Consider the following 18484-nt stretch of genomic DNA (forward strand, 5'->3'; position numbering starts at 1 on the left):
GAACAACGACCAAGAATGAGAAGAGAGGCCTGCTTCGCCCTAGGGTGTGTTAAAAAACTATGGTAACATTCTGCGGTTTTAATTTAGGTAGCAAACACAGATGTTGGATCAAGTAAAAATTGTACTCGTAGGTACCTCTCATTCAGGCAATATTGGCTCAGCAGCTCGAGCTATGAAAGTGATGGGTTTAAGCCAACTAGTATTAGTCGATCCACAATGTGAAGTGGATGAACAAACTCTTGCTTTGGCTGCGGGTGCTGGTGATATTGCTCAAAATGCAAAGGTTGTCAGTACACTAGAAGAAGCGGTTGAAGATTGCAGCCTTGTGGTGGGCTCCAGTGCTCGCTCTCGTACATTAGAATGGCCAATGCTTGAGCCACGTGAATGTGGTGAGAAATTTGCGGTTGAGGGTAGAAAACATCCTGTCGCGCTCGTGTTTGGTCGTGAAAGAACTGGTCTAACAAACGAAGAGCTGCAAAGGTGTCACTACCATGTTTGCATTCCTGCTAACCCTGAATATAGCTCGCTTAACCTAGCGATGGCTGTACAAACTCTGAGTTACGAAGTACGAGTTGCGCATTTGAACTTAGAGCAAAGCCAGTTTGCCCCAAATGAGCCGGAAGAGTACCCACGTCATAGAGAGCTCGAAATGTTCTTCGAGCATCTTGAAAAGGTGATGGTTGAGACCCAGTTTATCAATAAAGAGCAACCAGGGCAGGTGATGAATAAATTGCGTCGCTTGTTCTCTCGTGCTCGGCCTGAAACCCAGGAGCTCAATATTCTACGCGGCATTTTGACCTCGATAGAAAAGAAGCTCTGAGTAAAGAATAACCACTTTAGGTGTAAGGATGAATACCTGAGTAAAATGGTCAAATAAATACTTGACCAAATTACTCAGGTATGGAAAAATCTTAACCATTACAAACCATGTGGATACGGTGTGGTATGAAACTTACATCTAAAGGAAGATATGCGGTGACAGCCATGCTGGATGTGGCACTGCATTCGCAACAAAACCCTGTACCTCTTGCTGACATCTCAGAGCGTCAGGGGATCTCGCTCTCTTACTTAGAGCAGCTATTTTCAAAATTGCGTAAAGCAGGTCTCGTTGCCAGCGTTCGTGGTCCTGGTGGTGGTTACCGACTTGGTGCCGACGCACACAGTATCGCTATTGGTACCGTGATTGCAGCCGTTGATGAGTCAGTCGATGCAACCAAATGCCAGGGCAAAGGAGATTGCCAAGGCGGAACACGTTGCCTTACTCACACGCTATGGCGCGACTTAAGCTCTCGCATTAGTGACTTCTTGAATAACATCACTCTTGGTGAGTTGATGACAGACAATGAAGTCCTCGAAATTTCTGATCGTCAGGACATTGATCTGGCGGTAACCCATGGGCTATCAAACAAAAATACAACCGCCGCGCCCATCGGTGTAAACGTCCGCTCTTAGCGGTCAGCTTTTTACATTGGAGTAGAGAATGAAACTGCCGATTTATCTTGATTATTCCGCTACATGTCCAGTTGATCCACGTGTTGCTGAAAAAATGGTTCAGTACATGACAATGGATGGCACATTTGGCAACCCAGCGTCGCGTTCGCACCGTTACGGCTGGCAGGCAGAAGAAGCGGTCGATACTGCTCGTGAGCAAATTGCTGACCTTCTAAATGCAGATCCTCGCGAAATCGTATTTACATCTGGTGCGACAGAATCAGACAACCTTGCTATTAAAGGTGCAGCGCACTTTTACTCGAAGAAAGGCAAGCACGTAATCACTTGTAAAACAGAGCACAAAGCCGTTCTTGACCCATGTCGTCAACTTGAGCGTGAAGGCTTTGAAGTGACTTACCTTGAGCCAGAATCAAATGGCTTGATCGATCTAGAGAAGCTTAAAGCGGCAATGCGTGATGACACAGTGCTTGTGTCTATTATGCACGTAAACAACGAGATTGGTGTGGTTCAAGACATTACTGCGATCGGCGAATTGTGTCGTGAGCGTAAAATTGTTTTCCACGTGGATGCAGCGCAATCTGCAGGTAAATTACCAATCGACGTTCAAGAGATGAAAGTTGACCTAATTTCGCTTTCTGCTCACAAAGTTTATGGCCCTAAAGGCATCGGTGCACTTTACGTTCGTCGTAAGCCTCGTATTCGTCTTGAAGCGCAAATGCACGGTGGCGGCCATGAGCGTGGTTTCCGCTCTGGTACACTTCCTACCCACCAAATCGTTGGTATGGGTGAAGCATTCCGCATTGCAAAAGAAGACATGCAAAAAGATTACGATCACGCTTTAGCGCTTCGTAACCGTCTTTTTGATGGCGTGAAAGACTTAGAAGCAGTGACGGTAAACGGTGACCTTGAGCAACGTGTACCACACAACCTAAACATCAGCTTCGCATTCGTAGAAGGTGAATCACTACTAATGTCGCTTAAAGATCTAGCGGTATCTTCTGGTAGTGCTTGTACGTCTGCAAGTCTTGAGCCTTCTTACGTTCTTCGTGCCCTAGGCATGGATGATGAATTGGCTCACAGCTCGGTTCGTTTCTCGTTTGGTCGTTTCACGACTGAAGAAGAAATTGATTACGCAATTGAACAAATCCGCGTTGCAGTGACTAAGCTACGCGACATGTCTCCTCTATGGGATATGTACAAAGAAGGGATTGATTTGAGCACTGTTGAATGGGCTCACCATTAATCTCAGGGATTGAAATAGAGGATTCGAGGTAATTTATCATGGCATACAGCGAAAAAGTAATTGATCACTACGAGAACCCACGTAACGTTGGTTCATTCGATAAAGAAGACCCATCAGTAGGTAGCGGCATGGTTGGCGCTCCAGCTTGTGGTGACGTAATGAAGCTTCAAATCAAAGTGACACCTGAAGGTATCATCGAAGATGCGAAGTTCAAAACATACGGTTGTGGTAGTGCAATCGCATCAAGCTCACTAGTAACTGAGTGGGTAAAAGGCAAGTCAGTTGATGAAGCAGCAGCAATTAAAAACTCTGAAATTGCTGAAGAGCTAGAGCTTCCACCAGTGAAAGTTCACTGTTCAATTCTTGCTGAAGATGCAATCAAAGCAGCGGTTGCAGACTACAAGAAAAAACACCAAGAATAATTATTCCGTAATATAATGGGAGCTTTGACGCTCCCATTCCAATCGAAATTTAGACAGACTAAGGTGCAGTATGGCCATCACAATGACAGAATCAGCGGCAAGTCGCGTAAGAGCATTCCTAGATAACCGAGGCAAAGGTATCGGTTTACGTCTTGGAGTGAAGACGACTGGTTGTTCAGGCATGGCATATGTACTTGAGTTTGTTGATGAGCTTAACGAAGAAGATGAAGTTTTTGAACTCTCTGGAGTGAAAATCATCATCGACAAAAAAAGCTTAGTGTACCTAGACGGTACCGAATTGGATTACGTGAAAGAAGGGTTGAATGAAGGTTTTGAATTCAACAACCCTAACGCGAAAAGTGAATGTGGTTGTGGTGAAAGCTTCAACGTCTAATTGATTGTCCTTCTGGGCAAGCGAGTCCGGAAGGCTTTACTAGGACCCGAACTTAATGAATCACTTTGAATTATTTGGGCTACCAAGTCAGTTTAAGCTGGATGGTAGCCTTCTTTCTTCTCAGTTCCGAGAACTACAAAAACGCTTCCACCCGGATAACTTTGCAACGGGATCTGAACGTGACCGTTTGATGGCGGTGCAAAAGGCAGCGCAAATCAACGATGCCTATCAAGTTCTGAAAAATCCTATCTCCCGTGCCGAGTACATTCTCGCAGAGCAGGGAGTTGAGATCCGAGGTGAACAGCAGACAATGCAAGATCCAATGTTCTTAATGGAGCAAATGGAGCTGCGCGAAGAACTGGAAGAAATTGCTGACAGCACCGATCCTGAATCGGCGCTTTTTGACTTCGATTCTAAGGTCAGCAAAATGTACAAACAGCATCTGGCAAGCGTCGAGCAAGAGCTTGATGATGGTCTTTGGGCTGAAGCCGCAGACCGAGTTCGTAAGCTAAAATTCATTGCCAAACTAAAGAACGAAATTGAACTAGTCGAAGACAAACTCCTCGGCTAGTTAGCGTGACAAGGACCTATCATGGCACTACTTCAAATCGCAGAACCGGGCCAAAGCTCGGCACCTCATGAGCATAAGTTAGCAGCGGGTATCGACTTAGGTACTACCAACTCTTTGGTTGCTTCTGTACGTAGCGGCGATGCAACTCCACTTGCGGACGAGCAGGGCCGTACTATTTTACCTTCAGTCGTTAATTACACTGAGGAAACGTTAACGGTTGGCCACGAAGCCAAAGCCAAAGCAGAGCTTGAACCAGAGAACACTATTATCTCTGTAAAACGTTTGATCGGTCGTTCATTAAAGGACATTCAGTCCCGTTACTCTTCACTTCCTTATCGTTTTAGAGAGAGTGAAAATGGTCTTCCGATCCTGCAAACGCCTCAAGGTGACAAAAACCCGATTGAAGTATCTGCGGACATTCTAAAAGCGCTAGGTAAGCGAGCAGAAGAAACGTTAGGTGGTGAGTTAGCGGGTGTTGTGATCACTGTTCCTGCTTACTTTGATGATGCTCAGCGTGCAGGTACGAAAGATGCCGCGAAATTAGCTGGCCTTCATGTGCTCCGTCTTCTGAACGAACCAACTGCCGCGGCAATTGCTTATGGTCTAGACTCAGGCCAAGAAGGGGTGATTGCGGTTTATGACCTAGGTGGCGGTACATTTGATATCTCTATCCTACGTTTGTCGAAAGGCGTATTTGAAGTATTAGCAACAGGTGGTGACTCTGCGTTAGGCGGTGATGACTTTGACCATCTGTTAGCGGATTACCTAATGGAGCAAGCGGGTCTCGAAGCCCCACTTTCTGCTGAAAAAAACCGTACGCTACTGAACATTGCTACTGCGACTAAGATTGCTTTCTCTGAGCAAGACAGCGTTGACGTTGACGTGTTTGGCTGGAAGGGCACCGTTACTCGTGAGCAGTTCGAAGATCTGATTCGCCCATTAGTGAAGAAAACACTAATGTCTTGTCGTCGTGCATTAAAAGATGCTGATGTTAACGCAGACGAAGTACTCGAAGTTGTCATGGTTGGTGGTTCAACACGCACATTGCTGGTTCGTGAAATGGTAGGCGAGTTTTTTGGCCGCACACCGCTAACAAGCATTAATCCTGATGAAGTTGTCGCAATCGGCGCGGGTATCCAAGCCGACATTCTAGCGGGTAACAAGCCTGATTCAGAAATGTTACTTCTTGACGTGATCCCACTGTCGCTTGGTATTGAAACCATGGGTGGTTTGGTTGAGAAGATCATTCCTCGCAATACCACAATTCCTGTTGCGCGTGCGCAAGAATTTACCACATTCAAAGATGGCCAAACGGCCATGAGTGTCCATGTGGTACAAGGTGAGCGTGAAATGGTTGATGATTGTCGTTCACTGGCTCGTTTCTCATTGAAAGGCATTCCACCGATGGCGGCGGGTGCGGCACATATTCGTGTGACTTACCAAGTTGACGCTGACGGTCTTCTTTCTGTTACGGCAATGGAAAAGAGCACCGGTGTTCAGTCAGAGATTCAAGTAAAACCTTCTTACGGGTTAAGCGATAATGAAGTGGCGGCTATGCTGCGTGATTCAATGACTCACGCTAAAGAAGACATGCAAGCTCGTGCGCTAGCTGAGCAGCGTGTTGAGGCCGACCGTGTGATAGAAGGCTTGATTGCAGCCATGCAAGCTGATGGTGACGAACTACTATCAGAACAAGAGAAACAAGACCTGATAAAAGCCATCGAAGCCTTGATTGAGCTGCGTAATGGTGATGATGCAGATGCGATTGAGCAAGGCATTAAAGATACCGATAAAGCGAGCCAAGATTTCGCATCGCGCCGTATGGATAAATCGATTCGAGCTGCGCTGTCAGGTCAATCAGTAGACGATATATAAGAGATAAGTAGTTATGCCTAAGATTATTGTATTACCACACGACGATTTGTGCCCAGAAGGCGCAGTGTTGGAAGCAAACACTGGTGAAACCGTTCTGGACGTAGCGCTAAAAAATGGTATCGGTATTGAACATGCGTGTGAAAAATCATGTGCTTGTACCACCTGCCACGTGATCATCCGTGAAGGTTTTGATTCGCTAGAAGAAAGTGAAGAGCTGGAAGACGACATGCTGGATAAAGCGTGGGGTCTAGAGCCTGAATCACGTCTAGGGTGTCAGGCGAAAATTGCTGATGAAGACTTAGTGGTAGAAATTCCTAAGTACACGCTAAACCACGCTTCAGAAGATCACTAAAACTATCTTCCCAATATAGGGAAGAAGCAAAAGGAAGATGAGCAATGAAATGGACAGATTCTCGCGATATCGCGATTGAACTTTGTGACAAGTTTCCAGATGTTGATCCGCAAACGGTGCGTTTTACCGATCTTCATCAATGGATCATGGAGTTAGATGAGTTTGAAGATGACCCAAACCATTGTAACGAAAAGATTCTGGAAGCCGTTATTATGTGCTGGATGGATGAAGCAGACTAAGTCTGTAAAACACAGCCTAGTTAACAATTCTTACTAAAAAAAGCGGACCTTTAGGTCCGTTTTTTTATCCAATTGACATTTTTGCCCTACATAATGCTAACATCCGTGAGTTATTAAAAAGAAGCAGCGTAGGCAACGCTGCTATAAGACAAGGAGAAACCATGTCTACACAGATGTCTGTATTTTTAAGTCAAGAGTCGGCAGCACCACATTGGGGTGAAAAAGCACTGCTTTCATTCGCTGAAAACGGCGCAACCATTCATTTAGGTGAAGGTCACGATCTTGGTGCAATTCAACGTGCAGCTCGTCAGCTAGATGGCCAAGGAATTCGTTCTATTTTTCTTTCCGGTGATAACTGGGATTTAGAGAGCGTTTGGGCTTTCCACCAAGGTTATCGTAACCCAAAAAAACATGGCTCGGTTGAGTGGTCTGCATTGTCTGAAGAAGATCAAGCAGAGCTTCAAGCGCGTATTACTGCGACTGATTTTACCCGCGATATCATCAATAAAACCGCAGAAGAAGTTGCCCCTCGTCAGCTAGCGACAATGGCCGCTGAATTCATCAAATCTGTTGCGCCTAAAGGCACAGTGACAGCTCGTATCGTCAAAGACAAAGACTTGTTGGCAGAAGGTTGGGAAGGCATTTACGCCGTAGGCCGTGGTTCGGAGCGTACTTCTGCGATGCTCCAGCTAGACTACAACCCGACAGGTGACGAGAACGCACCAATATTCGCGTGTCTTGTCGGTAAAGGTATCACCTTTGATTCGGGGGGTTACAGCTTGAAGCCTTCTAACTTCATGAGCGCAATGAAAGCAGACATGGGTGGCTCAGGCACCATCACCGGTGGTCTTGCACTGGCGATTCTTCGTGGTTTGAACAAGCGTGTAAAACTGATCCTTTGTTGTGCAGAGAACATGGTTTCTGGTCGCGCACTCAAGCTTGGCGACATCATCACCTACAAAAACGGTAAAACCGTTGAAATCATGAACACCGATGCAGAAGGTCGTTTAGTGCTTGCTGATGGCCTTATCTACGCCAGTGAACAAAAACCTGAGTTAATCATTGATTGTGCAACACTAACAGGTGCGGCGAAGAATGCGTTGGGTAATGATTACCACGCACTAATGAGTTTCGATGACGAGTTATCGCATCAAGCGCTCACTGCGGCAAACCAAGAAAAAGAAGGTTTATGGCCGCTACCACTTGCTGACTTCCACCGTGGAATGCTGCCGTCAAACTTTGCTGACCTATCGAATATCAGTTCTGGCGACTACTCTCCGGGTGCAAGCACAGCAGCAGCATTCTTGTCTTACTTCGTAGAAGACTACAAAAAAGGCTGGTTGCACTTCGACTGTGCGGGTACATACCGTAAAGCCGCGTCTGATAAATGGGCTGCGGGAGCTACGGGTATGGGCGTTCGTACACTTGCTCGTTTCCTCAATGAGCAAGCTGGTAAATAAGATTGATTGCAGCACTCCTTGTTTGAGTGCTGCTCTTACCCAGTAAGTCACTTTAAAAACACAACTATTATTACAAGTACAGAAAGGAAATTTTATGGCTCTAGAAAGAACATTTTCAATCATTAAGCCGGATGCGGTAGAGCGAAACCTAATTGGTGAAATCTATAACCGTATTGAAAAGGCAGGCCTACGTATTGTCGCTGCTAAAATGGTTCTCCTGACTGAAGATCAGGCAAGCGGTTTTTATGCAGAGCATGAAGGCAAAGAGTTTTTCCCTCCACTAAAAGAGTTCATGACATCTGGTCCTATTATGGTTCAGGTACTGGAAGGTGAAAATGCGATTGCACGTTACCGTGAACTGATGGGTAAAACTAACCCAGAGGAAGCGGCATGCGGTACGCTTCGTGCCGATTACGCACTTAGCATGCGTCACAATTCAGTTCATGGTTCCGATAGCCCTGAATCTGCAGCGCGTGAAATTGAGTTTTTCTTCCCTGAGTCAGAGGTTTTCTCTCGCTAATTAGGGGGTGATACTTCACTTGTTAGTGATGGTCTGATACAGAAAAGCCTCGGAACTTTCCGAGGCTTTTTCATTTCATATACCTAAGTTGAGTGGCAATGTTGACTGCATAAGTGATCTCTTATATGCGAACTAGTCTGACTATATAATGGGCTTTAAAGCCCAGTAACGTGAGTTATTTTTAGTCTTTTCCCTTTACGATTTCTACGCTTTTACTTTTGATAGTGTAATAGCCACTTATAGCGCAAGAGGTGCTTAAAATTTAATCATTTTGATTTTAATGCCTTAGCAAACTCAGGGTTTTACACCCCTTGTTGTAGCTGCATAAAGGCTGTACAATTCGCGCCCTTATTCTTGTTTCAGTCATTGAGAGGCAACATGACCACTGAAAAAATCAATCTACTCGACTTTGATCGCAAAGGCATGCGTCAGTTTTTCGCAGAAGAACTCGGCGAGAAAGCGTTTCGTGCCGATCAGGTTATGAAGTGGATCTACCATTTCGGTGTAGATGACTTCGAAAAAATGACAAATATTAACAAGAAGCTGCGCGAAAAGCTTTTACACAAGTGCGAAATCAAGGCACCAACAGTCGCAGAAGCTCAGCACTCTTCTGATGGTACGATCAAGTGGGCGATGAACGTTGGTGATCAGGATGTAGAGACGGTTTACATTCCAGAAGATGATCGTGCAACGCTTTGTGTGTCTTCTCAAGTAGGTTGTGCGTTGGAATGTAAGTTCTGCTCAACCGCACAGCAAGGCTTTAACCGTAACTTGAAAGTTTCAGAGATCATCGGTCAGGTGTGGCGTGCTGCACGTGAAATTGGTCTTGAGAAAGAAACAGGTCGCCGCCCAATTACTAACGTCGTGATGATGGGGATGGGTGAACCGCTTCTAAACATGAAGAACTTGATCCCGGCATTAGAACTAATGCTGGACGATCTTGGCTTTGGTTTGTCAAAACGTCGTGTGACTGTATCTACATCAGGTGTGGTTTCTGGTCTTGATCAGATGACAGGCAAAATCGATGTCGCGTTGGCAATTTCCCTTCATGCGCCAAACGATAAGTTGCGTAGTGAAATCATGCCAATTAACGATCGTTGGGATATTCAAGATTTCCTAGCATCAGTTCGTCGTTACATCGCTTCATCGAATGCAAACCGCGGTAAGGTAACGGTTGAGTACGTACTTCTTGATCATGTGAATGATGACATGGACCATGCTCGTGAACTGGCTGAGCTGATGAAAGACACACCATGTAAGATTAACTTGATTCCGTTTAACCCGTATCCTGGTTCACCTTACAAGAAACCAAGTAACTCACGTATCGATCGCTTCCAAAAAACATTGATGCAATATGAGCATACAGTAACGGTTCGTAAGACTCGTGGCGATGACATTGATGCAGCGTGTGGTCAGTTAGTCGGTGATGTGATTGACCGAACTAAACGTACTGCAATGTTAAAAGCGTCGCGCGGTGCTGATACCATTGAAGTAAAAGCGGTATAAACGACCGGAATTCAAAAATAGCCAGAGCCATTTGCTCTGGCTATTTTGTTTAGCGATAAGAGCATTTCTGCCAAGATTTATGACGACAACTCTCCAACTCGAGGTTATTTGGGTATAATTTCGAATTCCTTTGTCAAAGTTTGGACAAAAGCTTGAGCTATCTGTTAGTTTGAGTGTAAAGAGTTTTTGTCTTCGTTACACATTCGCTTATCATGATATGTGACATTAACGATGACACCGATAATTCTCAGCATTTTCTCACATACGCTTTGCTGATTTTTGCAAAACGGGTATTCACACTCAAATCGCTGAGAGTTTCTTAAAATTATTATTTTGGTTAACGCGTTTAGGCTAGCTATCTTTTAAAGAGGCTTAAGAACAATAACGAAAATACATAACCACGTTAGCCACTAAAACAGATTAAATACCACCATTATGACAGAACACGAAAATACGAATGAAGTGCCACTTTCTATTGAAGCTGGCACATTACTGAAAAACAAACGCGAATCTCTTGGGATGAGTCAAAAGCAAGTTGCTGATCGCCTGAGGCTTCGCGTTTCTGTTATTGAAGATATTGAAAATAACCGATTTGAGTCTCAACAAGTTGCGACATTTACGCGTGGTTACTTGCGTTCTTACGCGAAGTTCGTGGGCCTTGATGAAAAGATGGTTTTGACTGCGTTAGAGCAGACAGCAGATGTGCAGCCGCAAGAGCAAGAAATTGAAATGCAGAGCTTCTCTCGCAAAACAAAAGATGAGAAGCACAATAGCCGTATTATGCTTCTGACTTGGGTTATCGGGTTGGTCATTATTGGTATTTCTGCAGCTTGGTGGTGGCAAAACCAGCAAGAGAATAGCCTAACGAAGGAAGTTACGGATTCAAGTGTTGAAGCGCCGAAGCCCACAGCGCAAGAGTTAGCTGATATCGATTTAATGACGGCTGAGGAGTTAATCGCAAGTACTCCTGAAGAAGTTGTTTCAACAAGTAATGATGTTGTTGAAACGAGTGAAGTACCAGTCGAGCAGGGTAGCGATCCTCTGCTTGCTGAAACTGAAAATACAACAAGCGTAGATTCTGAAGAACCTGTTGCCGTGATTGAAACTGCGGAAGAGGAACAGCCTGCGCCAGTCGTACCTGAAGGCATGACACTTCTTACTATGAAGTTTAAAGCGGACTGTTGGATTCAAGTAAAAGACACCAATGGTAAAACGCTGGTAAGTGGTACTCATAAACCAGGACAAGATGTAGAACTTACCGGAAAAGCGCCGTTTAAAGTGATATTAGGCGCACCGGAAGGGGTTACAATGACATTTGCAAGTGAACCTGTCGACCTTTCTGGGTATACTTCAGGCAAAGTAGCTAGATTCACTCTACCGTTATAAAAAATTATGCAACACGAATCTCCAATTATTCGTCGTAAATCGACGCGTATTTATGTGGGTGATGTGCCAATTGGTGATGGTGCGCCAATTGCCGTACAGTCAATGACTAACACTCGCACGACTGACGTAGAAGCGACAGTCGCTCAAATCCGAGCACTAGAAAAAGTCGGTGCAGATATCGTTCGAGTTTCTGTACCTACCATGGACGCAGCAGAAGCTTTCAAACTGATTAAACAGCAAGTTTCTGTACCATTAGTGGCTGATATTCATTTCGACTATCGTATCGCGCTGAAAGTAGCGGAGTACGGTGTTGACTGTTTACGCATCAACCCAGGTAACATTGGCAATGAAGAGCGCATTCGCGCTGTTGTTGACTGTGCTCGCGATAAAAACATCCCAATCCGTATTGGTGTCAACGGTGGATCTTTGGAAAAAGATTTACAGATGAAATACGGTGAACCAACGCCAGAAGCTTTGGTTGAATCGGCGATGCGTCACGTAGATCATCTCGATCGTCTTAACTTTGACCAATTTAAAGTTAGCGTGAAAGCTTCAGACGTATTCCTTGCGGTGGATTCATACCGTCTGCTAGCGAAGAAAATCGATCAGCCTCTTCACTTGGGGATTACAGAAGCGGGCGGTGCTCGCGCTGGCGCTGTTAAGTCATCTGTTGGCTTAGGTATGCTGTTGTCTGAAGGGATCGGCGATACGCTGCGTATCTCTTTGGCTGCCGATCCAGTTGAAGAAATCAAAGTCGGTTTCGACATTCTTAAATCTCTGCGTATTCGCTCTCGAGGCATCAACTTTATTGCTTGCCCAAGTTGCTCGCGTCAAGAGTTTGATGTGATTGGCACAGTGAACGCACTTGAGCAGCGTTTAGAAGACATCATCACGCCAATGGATGTGTCTATCATCGGTTGTGTGGTAAACGGCCCTGGTGAAGCAGAAGTTTCTCACTTAGGTCTAGCTGGCAGTAACAAGAAGAGCGCATTCTACGAAGATGGTAAACGCCAGAAAGAACGCTTTGATAACGATGACCTTGTGAATCAGCTAGAAGCTAAGATCCGTGCGAAAGCCGCCATGATGAATGGCGAAAACCGCATCGAAGTTAAAGTACAAGATTAATCTCAACGAGAATTACGGTAAGTATTGTGGCAAAAACAATTCAAGCAATTCGAGGCATGAACGATTGCCTCCCAACTCAGTCGCCACTGTGGCAAAAACTAGAAAACACAGTGAAAAATGTAATTAGCGCATACGGTTATAACGAAGTGCGCATGCCAATCGTTGAAGAAACAAACCTATTCAGCCGCGCTGTTGGTGAAGAGACAGACGTCGTTTCAAAAGAAATGTACACCTTTGATGACCGTAACGGAGACAGCCTAACACTTCGACCAGAAGGTACGGCGGGTTGTGTACGTTCATGTATTCAAAACAGCCTGATCAACCGTGATGAACAGCGTCTGTGGTACATGGGGCCTATGTTCCGCCATGAACGTCCGCAGAAAGGTCGTTACCGTCAATTCCACCAGTGTGGTGTTGAGGTGTTTGGTCTAAATGGTCCAGATGTTGATGCAGAGCTTATCATGATGACGGCGCGACTATGGCGTGAGCTAGGTATCAATGAACATGTTCGTCTTGAGCTGAACTCTATCGGTTCTCAAGAAGATCGCGCAGACTACCGCACTGCACTGGTTGCATTCCTTGAGCAACATATTGATGTGCTAGACGAAGATTGTAAGCGTCGCATGCACACGAACCCACTGCGTGTTCTGGATACGAAGAACCCTGATGTTCAAGCTATTTTAGGTGATGCACCTCGACTTTCAGATTACTTAGGTGAAGAATCTAAAGCACACTTCGCAGGTCTATGTGAACTTTTAGACGCCGCAGGTATCGAATACACAGTTAACGAACGTCTAGTTCGTGGTCTGGATTACTATAACCGCACGGTATTTGAATGGATCACTGAAAGCCTAGGTGCTCAAGGCACCGTTTGTGGCGGTGGTCGTTACGATGGTCTTGTAGAGCAATTAGGTGGTAAACCAACACCAGCAGTTGGCTTTGCAATGGGCCTAGAGCGTCTTGTTCTGATGCTAGAAACACTAGAACTAACAGACGTTCGTCGCAGTGTGGATGTTTACGTAGTAACAGCAGGCGAAGGCACTATGATGGCAGGAATGAAGCTAGCAGAGCAGCTTCGTGAATCTATCCCTGGCGTTCGTGTGATGAATCACTTCGGTGGCAGTAACTTCAAGAAACAGTTTAAACGTGCAGACAAAGTTGGTGCTGTTATAGCATTAGTTCTGGGTGAAAACGAAGTTGCGGATAATACCGTAGTGCTGAAAGACTTGGCCGGTGGTGAGCAAGAGACTTACAACCAAGCAGAAGTTGCAGAAAAGATCGCAGCACTGATTTAAGTCTTTTAGTAATCTAACAAAATTACATCCTAGTTCGTAAGCTAAGGCTCCCAAATGTGGAGCCTTTAAACGAAATAGGAACAATGGCAGCTAAGCTGCCATTTACATGTTTTAAGAGGACAGGAAGTGGAACTTTACGATACTGAAGAACAACAAGTTGAAGCCATTAAAGACTGGTGGAAGGAAAACGGCAAAGCCGTCATCATCGGTGCGGTTGTTGGCTTAGGTGGTCTATTTGGCTGGCGTTACTACCAGGATTCTGTGATTCAGGCGAGTGAAGCAGCTTCTCAAAGCTACACGACAGCAATGAATGCATTGCAAGATAAAGGTACTGATGCTCAAGCTGACGTGAAAGCTTTCATTGAGTCAAATGAAGTAAAAGAATATTCAGTATTGGCTGCGCTTCAACTTGCTAAAGCGCAAGTTGAAGCTCAAGATCTTTCTGCTGCATTAGAGCAATTGAAGTGGGCGCAAAGCAACACTCAAGATGCTGCGCTGTTACCATTGATTAGTTACCGCATTGCGCGCATTGAAACGGAAATGGGTAACTTCGACGCTGCAACGGCAGAGCTAAGTAACGTCACTGATGCAGCATGGACAGGTCGTATTGCTGAACTTCGTGGCGATATTGCGATTCGCCAAGGTGACAAAGATGCCGCATACGCTGCGTATACTGAAGCTCAGCAAGCGGCAGACGCAAGCCCGACGCTACAAATGAAATTGGACGATCTGGCGAAATAAGGACCGCATTGGATGAAAAGAGTCTTTAACAAAGCCTTGTTAGGGGTGTTAACAATGGGAGTGCTTGCCGGTTGTGCTGGTGAGAAAGATACCATTGTAATGGCGCCGCTACCTCAGGTAGACAGTGAGTTTACAACCAGTAGTGAGTGGAGTACATCGGTTGGCGATGGTGTTGGTCATTACTTTTCAAAGCTATCCCCTGTATTTGCGAATGATACATTGTTCGTGGCAAGTCGCGATGGCTTAGTAAAAGCGCTGGATCCTGAAAACGGTAAACAACGTTGGCAAACGGACCTAGAAGAAGATGTCATTGCTCGTCTCTCTGGTGGTATCACAGCAGCATACGGAAACCTTTACATTGGCTCTGAGAATGGTGAAGTCATCTCTCTTGACCAAGAAACAGGTGAAATTGTTTGGCGTGTAAAAGTTGGTGGTGAGGTACTGGCGAAGCCAGTTGCAGATTCAGGCCTTATTATCATCAATACGAGCCGAGGCATGTTGATTGCCCTTAATGAGAGTACAGGTGAGCAACGCTGGGCATTGAGTACAGAAGTGCCGAACCTAACTTTACGTGGTGACAGTACTCCGACTGCAATTGGCGGCGGTGTATTTTGGGGAACGGCAAATGGCCGACTCGCAGCTGCTATCGTTGAGCGTGGTCAGCTGATTTGGCAACAGCCTGTTGGTACGCCAAAAGGCGCGACAGAAATTGATCGTTTGGTTGATGTTGATTCATCGCCAATTGTGCTAGGCGGTACTCTTTTCACCATTGGATACAATGGTCAACTTATCGCCATTGATTTGCGTTCAGCGAACCCGATTTGGAAGCGCAATTACTCATCTGCAACAGACATTTCTACAGATGGTAGCCGCATCTTTGTGATAACGGAAAAAGATCATGTTGTTGCCGTTGATTCACGAAGTGGGACTGAGTTGTGGGAAAACAGCTTGCTTGAGCACCGACAACTTACAGCGCCAGTTATTGTCGGCAATTATCTCGTTGTCGGTGACACGCTTGGTTACCTTCACTGGATGGATCGTTCAACGGGCGAATTTGTTGCGCAGCAGTTTATCGATGATAGCGGCTTGGCCGTTGGCCCGACGTTATTGTCGGATGGTTATGTGATTACAACTCGCAACGGCGATGTAAAGAAACTAACCATTAACGAATAATATCGTGATATAATTCACATTCGGCTCCTGGCTGGTGACAGCTAGGAGCCGTTTTGTTGTTTGAATTTATTAACCCTGACGTGGTTATAGGTAAAAAGCTGGTTTGATTTGGCATCGAGCAAGTCGTTACCTATAACTACAGAAGAAAGATTATTGTAGAGGTTGTTATGGTACCTGTTGTAGCTCTAGTAGGGCGTCCGAACGTAGGTAAATCTACACTATTTAACCGATTGACTCGCACTCGTGACGCGTTGGTTGCGGACTTTCCAGGCCTAACGCGAGACCGTAAGTATGGCCAGGCGAGACTTGGTGAAGAGCACGAATTCATTGTGATTGATACCGGCGGTATTGATGGCACAGAAGAAGGCGTGGAAACAAAGATGGCAGAACAGTCATTAGCCGCGATTGATGAGGCTGATGTTGTATTGTTCCTTGTTGACGGTCGTGCTGGTCTGACACCTTCAGATGCAGCAATTGCTGCGCATCTGCGTAAAATTGAAAAGCCAGCGATGCTGGTGGTAAACAAAATAGATGGTATTGATGCCGATGCGGCGTGTGCTGATTTTTGGCAGCTCGGCGTGGATGATATGTACCAGATTGCGGCCGCTCATGGCCGTGGTGTGACCGCTCTGCTTGAGCGTGCTTTATCTCCATTCTTTGATGATCTACTAACAAGTGAATCTGAAGAAGGTGAGATTGAAGACCTGACTGGATTCGAAGACGAAGAGCCTCTTGTTGAAGATTACACTGAAGAAGACGCAGAAGCTGAATTCAAGCGCCTTCAAGAGCAGCCGATTAAGTTGGCGATCATCGGTCGTCCTAACGTAGGTAAATCGACACTGACTAACCGTATTCTGGGTGAAGAACGTGTGGTTGTATACGATATGCCTGGTACGACGCGTGATTCTATCTACATCCCGATGGAGCGTGATGGACGCGAATACGTACTAATTGATACCGCAGGTGTTCGTCGCCGTGGTCGTATCAATGAAACGGTTGAAAAGTTCTCTGTTGTTAAGACGCTGAAAGCGGTAGAAGATGCAAACGTCGTTCTACTGGTGATTGATGCACGTGAAAATATTTCAGACCAAGACCTAAGCTTGCTTGGTTTTGCACTGAATGCTGGCCGCTCAATTGTCATCGCCGTTAACAAGTGGGATGGCCTAGACAGTGACGTGAAAGAAAGCGTGAAGAAAGAACTGGACCGCCGTCTAGGATTCGTCGATTTCGCGCGTATCCACTTTATCTCTGCGCTGCACGGTACTGGCGTTGGTCACTTGTTTGAATCTATCCAAGAAGCATATAACTCGGCGACAACGCGTGTGGGTACGTCAGTACTGACGCGTATCATGAAGATGGCAGTGGATGATCACCAACCGCCAATGGTTCGTGGTCGTCGTATCAAACTCAAATACGCACACGCAGGTGGTTACAACCCACCGATCGTTGTTATCCACGGTAACATGGTTCGTGAATTGCCAGATTCGTATAAACGTTATCTAATGAACTACTTCCGTAAGTCTCTGGAAATTATGGGAACACCGATTCGCATTAACTTCCACAACAGTGATAACCCATACGAGAACCGTACGAATAAGCTTACGCTATCACAAGAGCGTAAACGTAAGCGTATGATGTCGATGGTGAAAAACCGCAATAAATAATGAAATTCGAATACCCAAGTTTCTACTTGGGTATTTTTTTATCAAAAGTAATCGTAAAAATGACTATCACAGCAACAAAGACTCGTTTTTGTCATCAAACATGGCAATTAGAAGCACAAATACAGCTCGTTCAATCTACGGAAGAAGTGACCTACGTTATTACAGATGTCACGCCGTTCCATCCCGTTAGTCACATATGGCCGGATCACCCTGCAGACAAAGGAACGTTGAAGGTGAATGGGGCTGAGCATGACGTGGTAGATTGCCAAGTTGGAGCAGTGGAGCAGAAAAGTGGTGCGCTGTATGTGGGTAGTGACATCCCTGTAAAGCGTGATGCTGAAGGTTGGGTGTTTGTCGTCGTGCATTTTTTAGCGCGTACGGAATCACTTGTTACTGATGATTTGGTGATATTGGCGGTAGATAAGGATTACCAACACGCTTTGAGCCGAGGCCATAGTGCAGGACACTTAGCGTATTTGGCGTTGAATAAAGTACTAGCGGAAGACTATTGGCGAAAAGACGCAGACCGCAAAGACCCACATGGTTATTATGACTTTAATAGCTATGCACAAGTTACGAGTTATGTTACTCCAGACAAGTGCCTCGATACGTACCGTTTAGGCAAAACACTCCGTAAAAGAGGATTAAACAGTGCAGATATGCTGAATGACCTCCAGGCGATTGCAGAAAAAGTGAATGGCCAACTGGTTGAATGGCTTCAAAGAGATGCGATGATCACCATGGAATGCCACGGCGATAGATTAACTGATTCTCGCTATTGGAAGTGCGATTTAGGGGAAGGTCAATTAGCGGTAATCCCTTGTGGTGGAACGCATGCGAGCCATTTAAATGAGTTTGCTTTTATCCAAGTTAAACTCGTTGAGCTTGACGCTCAAACTATCGAAATGCACACCAATGTAAATGCTGCTTTCTGAATAAGATCTTTTTATTAAATTCTGATTTTGTGTTTAATTAAATTAACTTAAGGATTTTTATTCTGTATTAAATCGGAATGCAGAATATGTAACTTATGCTTTCGGTGTGTGGTTATATAAATATTCTTTTA

The 18484-nt window shown here is 45.3% G+C and carries 19 protein-coding genes; all 19 read left to right on the forward strand.

Annotated elements, in window-relative coordinates:
- The first annotated feature begins 100 nt into the window (after positions 1 to 100).
- A complete protein-coding gene (gene trmJ / locus D8S93_RS06615; protein ID WP_124008553.1) occupies positions 101 to 820 on the forward strand; it encodes a tRNA (cytosine(32)/uridine(32)-2'-O)-methyltransferase TrmJ in 720 nt (239 codons plus the stop codon).
- 125 nt (positions 821 to 945) lie between these two features.
- Positions 946 to 1452: a Fe-S cluster assembly transcriptional regulator IscR gene (iscR, locus tag D8S93_RS06620; protein ID WP_005381720.1), complete on the forward strand. Its 507-nt coding sequence runs from the start codon at positions 946 to 948 to the stop codon at positions 1450 to 1452.
- A gap of 28 nt (positions 1453 to 1480) precedes the next feature.
- Positions 1481 to 2695, forward strand: coding sequence for an IscS subfamily cysteine desulfurase (locus D8S93_RS06625; RefSeq protein ID WP_005391556.1), 1215 nt, complete (start codon positions 1481 to 1483; stop codon positions 2693 to 2695).
- A gap of 38 nt (positions 2696 to 2733) precedes the next feature.
- Positions 2734 to 3117: a Fe-S cluster assembly scaffold IscU gene (gene iscU / locus D8S93_RS06630; RefSeq protein ID WP_005381718.1), complete on the forward strand. Its 384-nt coding sequence runs from the start codon at positions 2734 to 2736 to the stop codon at positions 3115 to 3117.
- A 70-nt stretch (positions 3118 to 3187) separates the two neighbouring features.
- Entirely contained in the window at positions 3188 to 3511 is a 324-nt protein-coding gene (gene iscA, locus D8S93_RS06635; protein ID WP_005391554.1) for an iron-sulfur cluster assembly protein IscA, read from the forward strand.
- A 55-nt stretch (positions 3512 to 3566) separates the two neighbouring features.
- Positions 3567 to 4082, forward strand: a complete 516-nt coding sequence (hscB, locus tag D8S93_RS06640; protein ID WP_012842113.1) for a co-chaperone HscB — start codon at positions 3567 to 3569, stop codon at positions 4080 to 4082.
- 21 nt (positions 4083 to 4103) lie between these two features.
- Positions 4104 to 5957, forward strand: a complete 1854-nt coding sequence (hscA, locus tag D8S93_RS06645; protein ID WP_152812557.1) for a Fe-S protein assembly chaperone HscA — start codon at positions 4104 to 4106, stop codon at positions 5955 to 5957.
- A gap of 13 nt (positions 5958 to 5970) precedes the next feature.
- Positions 5971 to 6309, forward strand: coding sequence for an ISC system 2Fe-2S type ferredoxin (fdx, locus tag D8S93_RS06650; RefSeq protein ID WP_005391548.1), 339 nt, complete (start codon positions 5971 to 5973; stop codon positions 6307 to 6309).
- 44 nt (positions 6310 to 6353) lie between these two features.
- Positions 6354 to 6548: a Fe-S cluster assembly protein IscX gene (gene iscX, locus D8S93_RS06655; protein ID WP_005391546.1), complete on the forward strand. Its 195-nt coding sequence runs from the start codon at positions 6354 to 6356 to the stop codon at positions 6546 to 6548.
- Between the two features lie 161 nt (positions 6549 to 6709).
- The gene (pepB, locus tag D8S93_RS06660) at positions 6710 to 8008 is read left to right on the forward strand and encodes an aminopeptidase PepB (protein ID WP_005391544.1); all 1299 of its coding nucleotides are present in this window, start codon (positions 6710 to 6712) and stop codon (positions 8006 to 8008) included.
- Between the two features lie 94 nt (positions 8009 to 8102).
- Positions 8103 to 8528 (forward strand): nucleoside-diphosphate kinase, encoded by a 426-nt coding sequence (gene ndk, locus D8S93_RS06665; protein WP_104971308.1) that lies wholly within the window; start codon positions 8103 to 8105, stop codon positions 8526 to 8528.
- A gap of 378 nt (positions 8529 to 8906) precedes the next feature.
- A complete protein-coding gene (locus D8S93_RS06670) occupies positions 8907 to 10034 on the forward strand; it encodes a bifunctional tRNA (adenosine(37)-C2)-methyltransferase TrmG/ribosomal RNA large subunit methyltransferase RlmN (RefSeq protein ID WP_005391540.1) in 1128 nt (375 codons plus the stop codon).
- Positions 10035 to 10469: 435 nt separating this feature from the next.
- Positions 10470 to 11420: a cytoskeleton protein RodZ gene (rodZ, locus tag D8S93_RS06675; protein ID WP_046874337.1), complete on the forward strand. Its 951-nt coding sequence runs from the start codon at positions 10470 to 10472 to the stop codon at positions 11418 to 11420.
- Between the two features lie 6 nt (positions 11421 to 11426).
- Entirely contained in the window at positions 11427 to 12545 is a 1119-nt protein-coding gene (gene ispG, locus D8S93_RS06680) for a flavodoxin-dependent (E)-4-hydroxy-3-methylbut-2-enyl-diphosphate synthase (protein ID WP_005391537.1), read from the forward strand.
- Positions 12546 to 12571: 26 nt separating this feature from the next.
- Positions 12572 to 13840, forward strand: a complete 1269-nt coding sequence (gene hisS / locus D8S93_RS06685; RefSeq protein WP_319802969.1) for a histidine--tRNA ligase — start codon at positions 12572 to 12574, stop codon at positions 13838 to 13840.
- A gap of 126 nt (positions 13841 to 13966) precedes the next feature.
- Positions 13967 to 14581, forward strand: a complete 615-nt coding sequence (locus D8S93_RS06690) for a YfgM family protein (RefSeq protein WP_005391529.1) — start codon at positions 13967 to 13969, stop codon at positions 14579 to 14581.
- A 12-nt stretch (positions 14582 to 14593) separates the two neighbouring features.
- Positions 14594 to 15754 carry an outer membrane protein assembly factor BamB gene (bamB, locus tag D8S93_RS06695; protein ID WP_152812559.1) on the forward strand — a complete coding sequence of 387 codons (1161 nt, stop codon included), beginning with the start codon at positions 14594 to 14596 and terminating at the stop codon, positions 15752 to 15754.
- A 167-nt stretch (positions 15755 to 15921) separates the two neighbouring features.
- Positions 15922 to 17418 (forward strand): ribosome biogenesis GTPase Der, encoded by a 1497-nt coding sequence (gene der, locus D8S93_RS06700; RefSeq protein ID WP_005391527.1) that lies wholly within the window; start codon positions 15922 to 15924, stop codon positions 17416 to 17418.
- A gap of 59 nt (positions 17419 to 17477) precedes the next feature.
- A complete protein-coding gene (locus tag D8S93_RS06705) occupies positions 17478 to 18353 on the forward strand; it encodes an alanyl-tRNA editing protein (RefSeq protein ID WP_152812561.1) in 876 nt (291 codons plus the stop codon).
- Positions 18354 to 18484: the final 131 nt, after the last annotated feature.

This window comes from Vibrio sp. VGrn 2, assembly GCF_009361695.1.
Classification (GTDB): domain Bacteria; phylum Pseudomonadota; class Gammaproteobacteria; order Enterobacterales; family Vibrionaceae; genus Vibrio; species Vibrio diabolicus.

Excerpts from the sequence above, each read along its gene's own strand:
- D8S93_RS06705 (WP_152812561.1), top strand. The coding sequence starts at position 17,478 with ATGACTATCACAGCAACAAAGACTCGTTTTTGTCATCAAACATGGCAA.
- pepB (WP_005391544.1), top strand. The coding sequence starts at position 6,710 with ATGTCTACACAGATGTCTGTATTTTTAAGTCAAGAGTCGGCAGCACCA.
- der (WP_005391527.1), top strand. The coding sequence starts at position 15,922 with ATGGTACCTGTTGTAGCTCTAGTAGGGCGTCCGAACGTAGGTAAATCT.
- ispG (WP_005391537.1), top strand. The coding sequence starts at position 11,427 with ATGCAACACGAATCTCCAATTATTCGTCGTAAATCGACGCGTATTTAT.
- D8S93_RS06625 (WP_005391556.1), top strand. The coding sequence starts at position 1,481 with ATGAAACTGCCGATTTATCTTGATTATTCCGCTACATGTCCAGTTGAT.
- iscX (WP_005391546.1), top strand. The coding sequence starts at position 6,354 with ATGAAATGGACAGATTCTCGCGATATCGCGATTGAACTTTGTGACAAG.
- iscA (WP_005391554.1), top strand. The coding sequence starts at position 3,188 with ATGGCCATCACAATGACAGAATCAGCGGCAAGTCGCGTAAGAGCATTC.
- fdx (WP_005391548.1), top strand. The coding sequence starts at position 5,971 with ATGCCTAAGATTATTGTATTACCACACGACGATTTGTGCCCAGAAGGC.
- D8S93_RS06670 (WP_005391540.1), top strand. The coding sequence starts at position 8,907 with ATGACCACTGAAAAAATCAATCTACTCGACTTTGATCGCAAAGGCATG.
- iscR (WP_005381720.1), top strand. The coding sequence starts at position 946 with ATGAAACTTACATCTAAAGGAAGATATGCGGTGACAGCCATGCTGGAT.
- hscB (WP_012842113.1), top strand. The coding sequence starts at position 3,567 with ATGAATCACTTTGAATTATTTGGGCTACCAAGTCAGTTTAAGCTGGAT.
- ndk (WP_104971308.1), top strand. The coding sequence starts at position 8,103 with ATGGCTCTAGAAAGAACATTTTCAATCATTAAGCCGGATGCGGTAGAG.
- hscA (WP_152812557.1), top strand. The coding sequence starts at position 4,104 with ATGGCACTACTTCAAATCGCAGAACCGGGCCAAAGCTCGGCACCTCAT.
- bamB (WP_152812559.1), top strand. The coding sequence starts at position 14,594 with ATGAAAAGAGTCTTTAACAAAGCCTTGTTAGGGGTGTTAACAATGGGA.
- rodZ (WP_046874337.1), top strand. The coding sequence starts at position 10,470 with ATGACAGAACACGAAAATACGAATGAAGTGCCACTTTCTATTGAAGCT.
- iscU (WP_005381718.1), top strand. The coding sequence starts at position 2,734 with ATGGCATACAGCGAAAAAGTAATTGATCACTACGAGAACCCACGTAAC.
- trmJ (WP_124008553.1), top strand. The coding sequence starts at position 101 with ATGTTGGATCAAGTAAAAATTGTACTCGTAGGTACCTCTCATTCAGGC.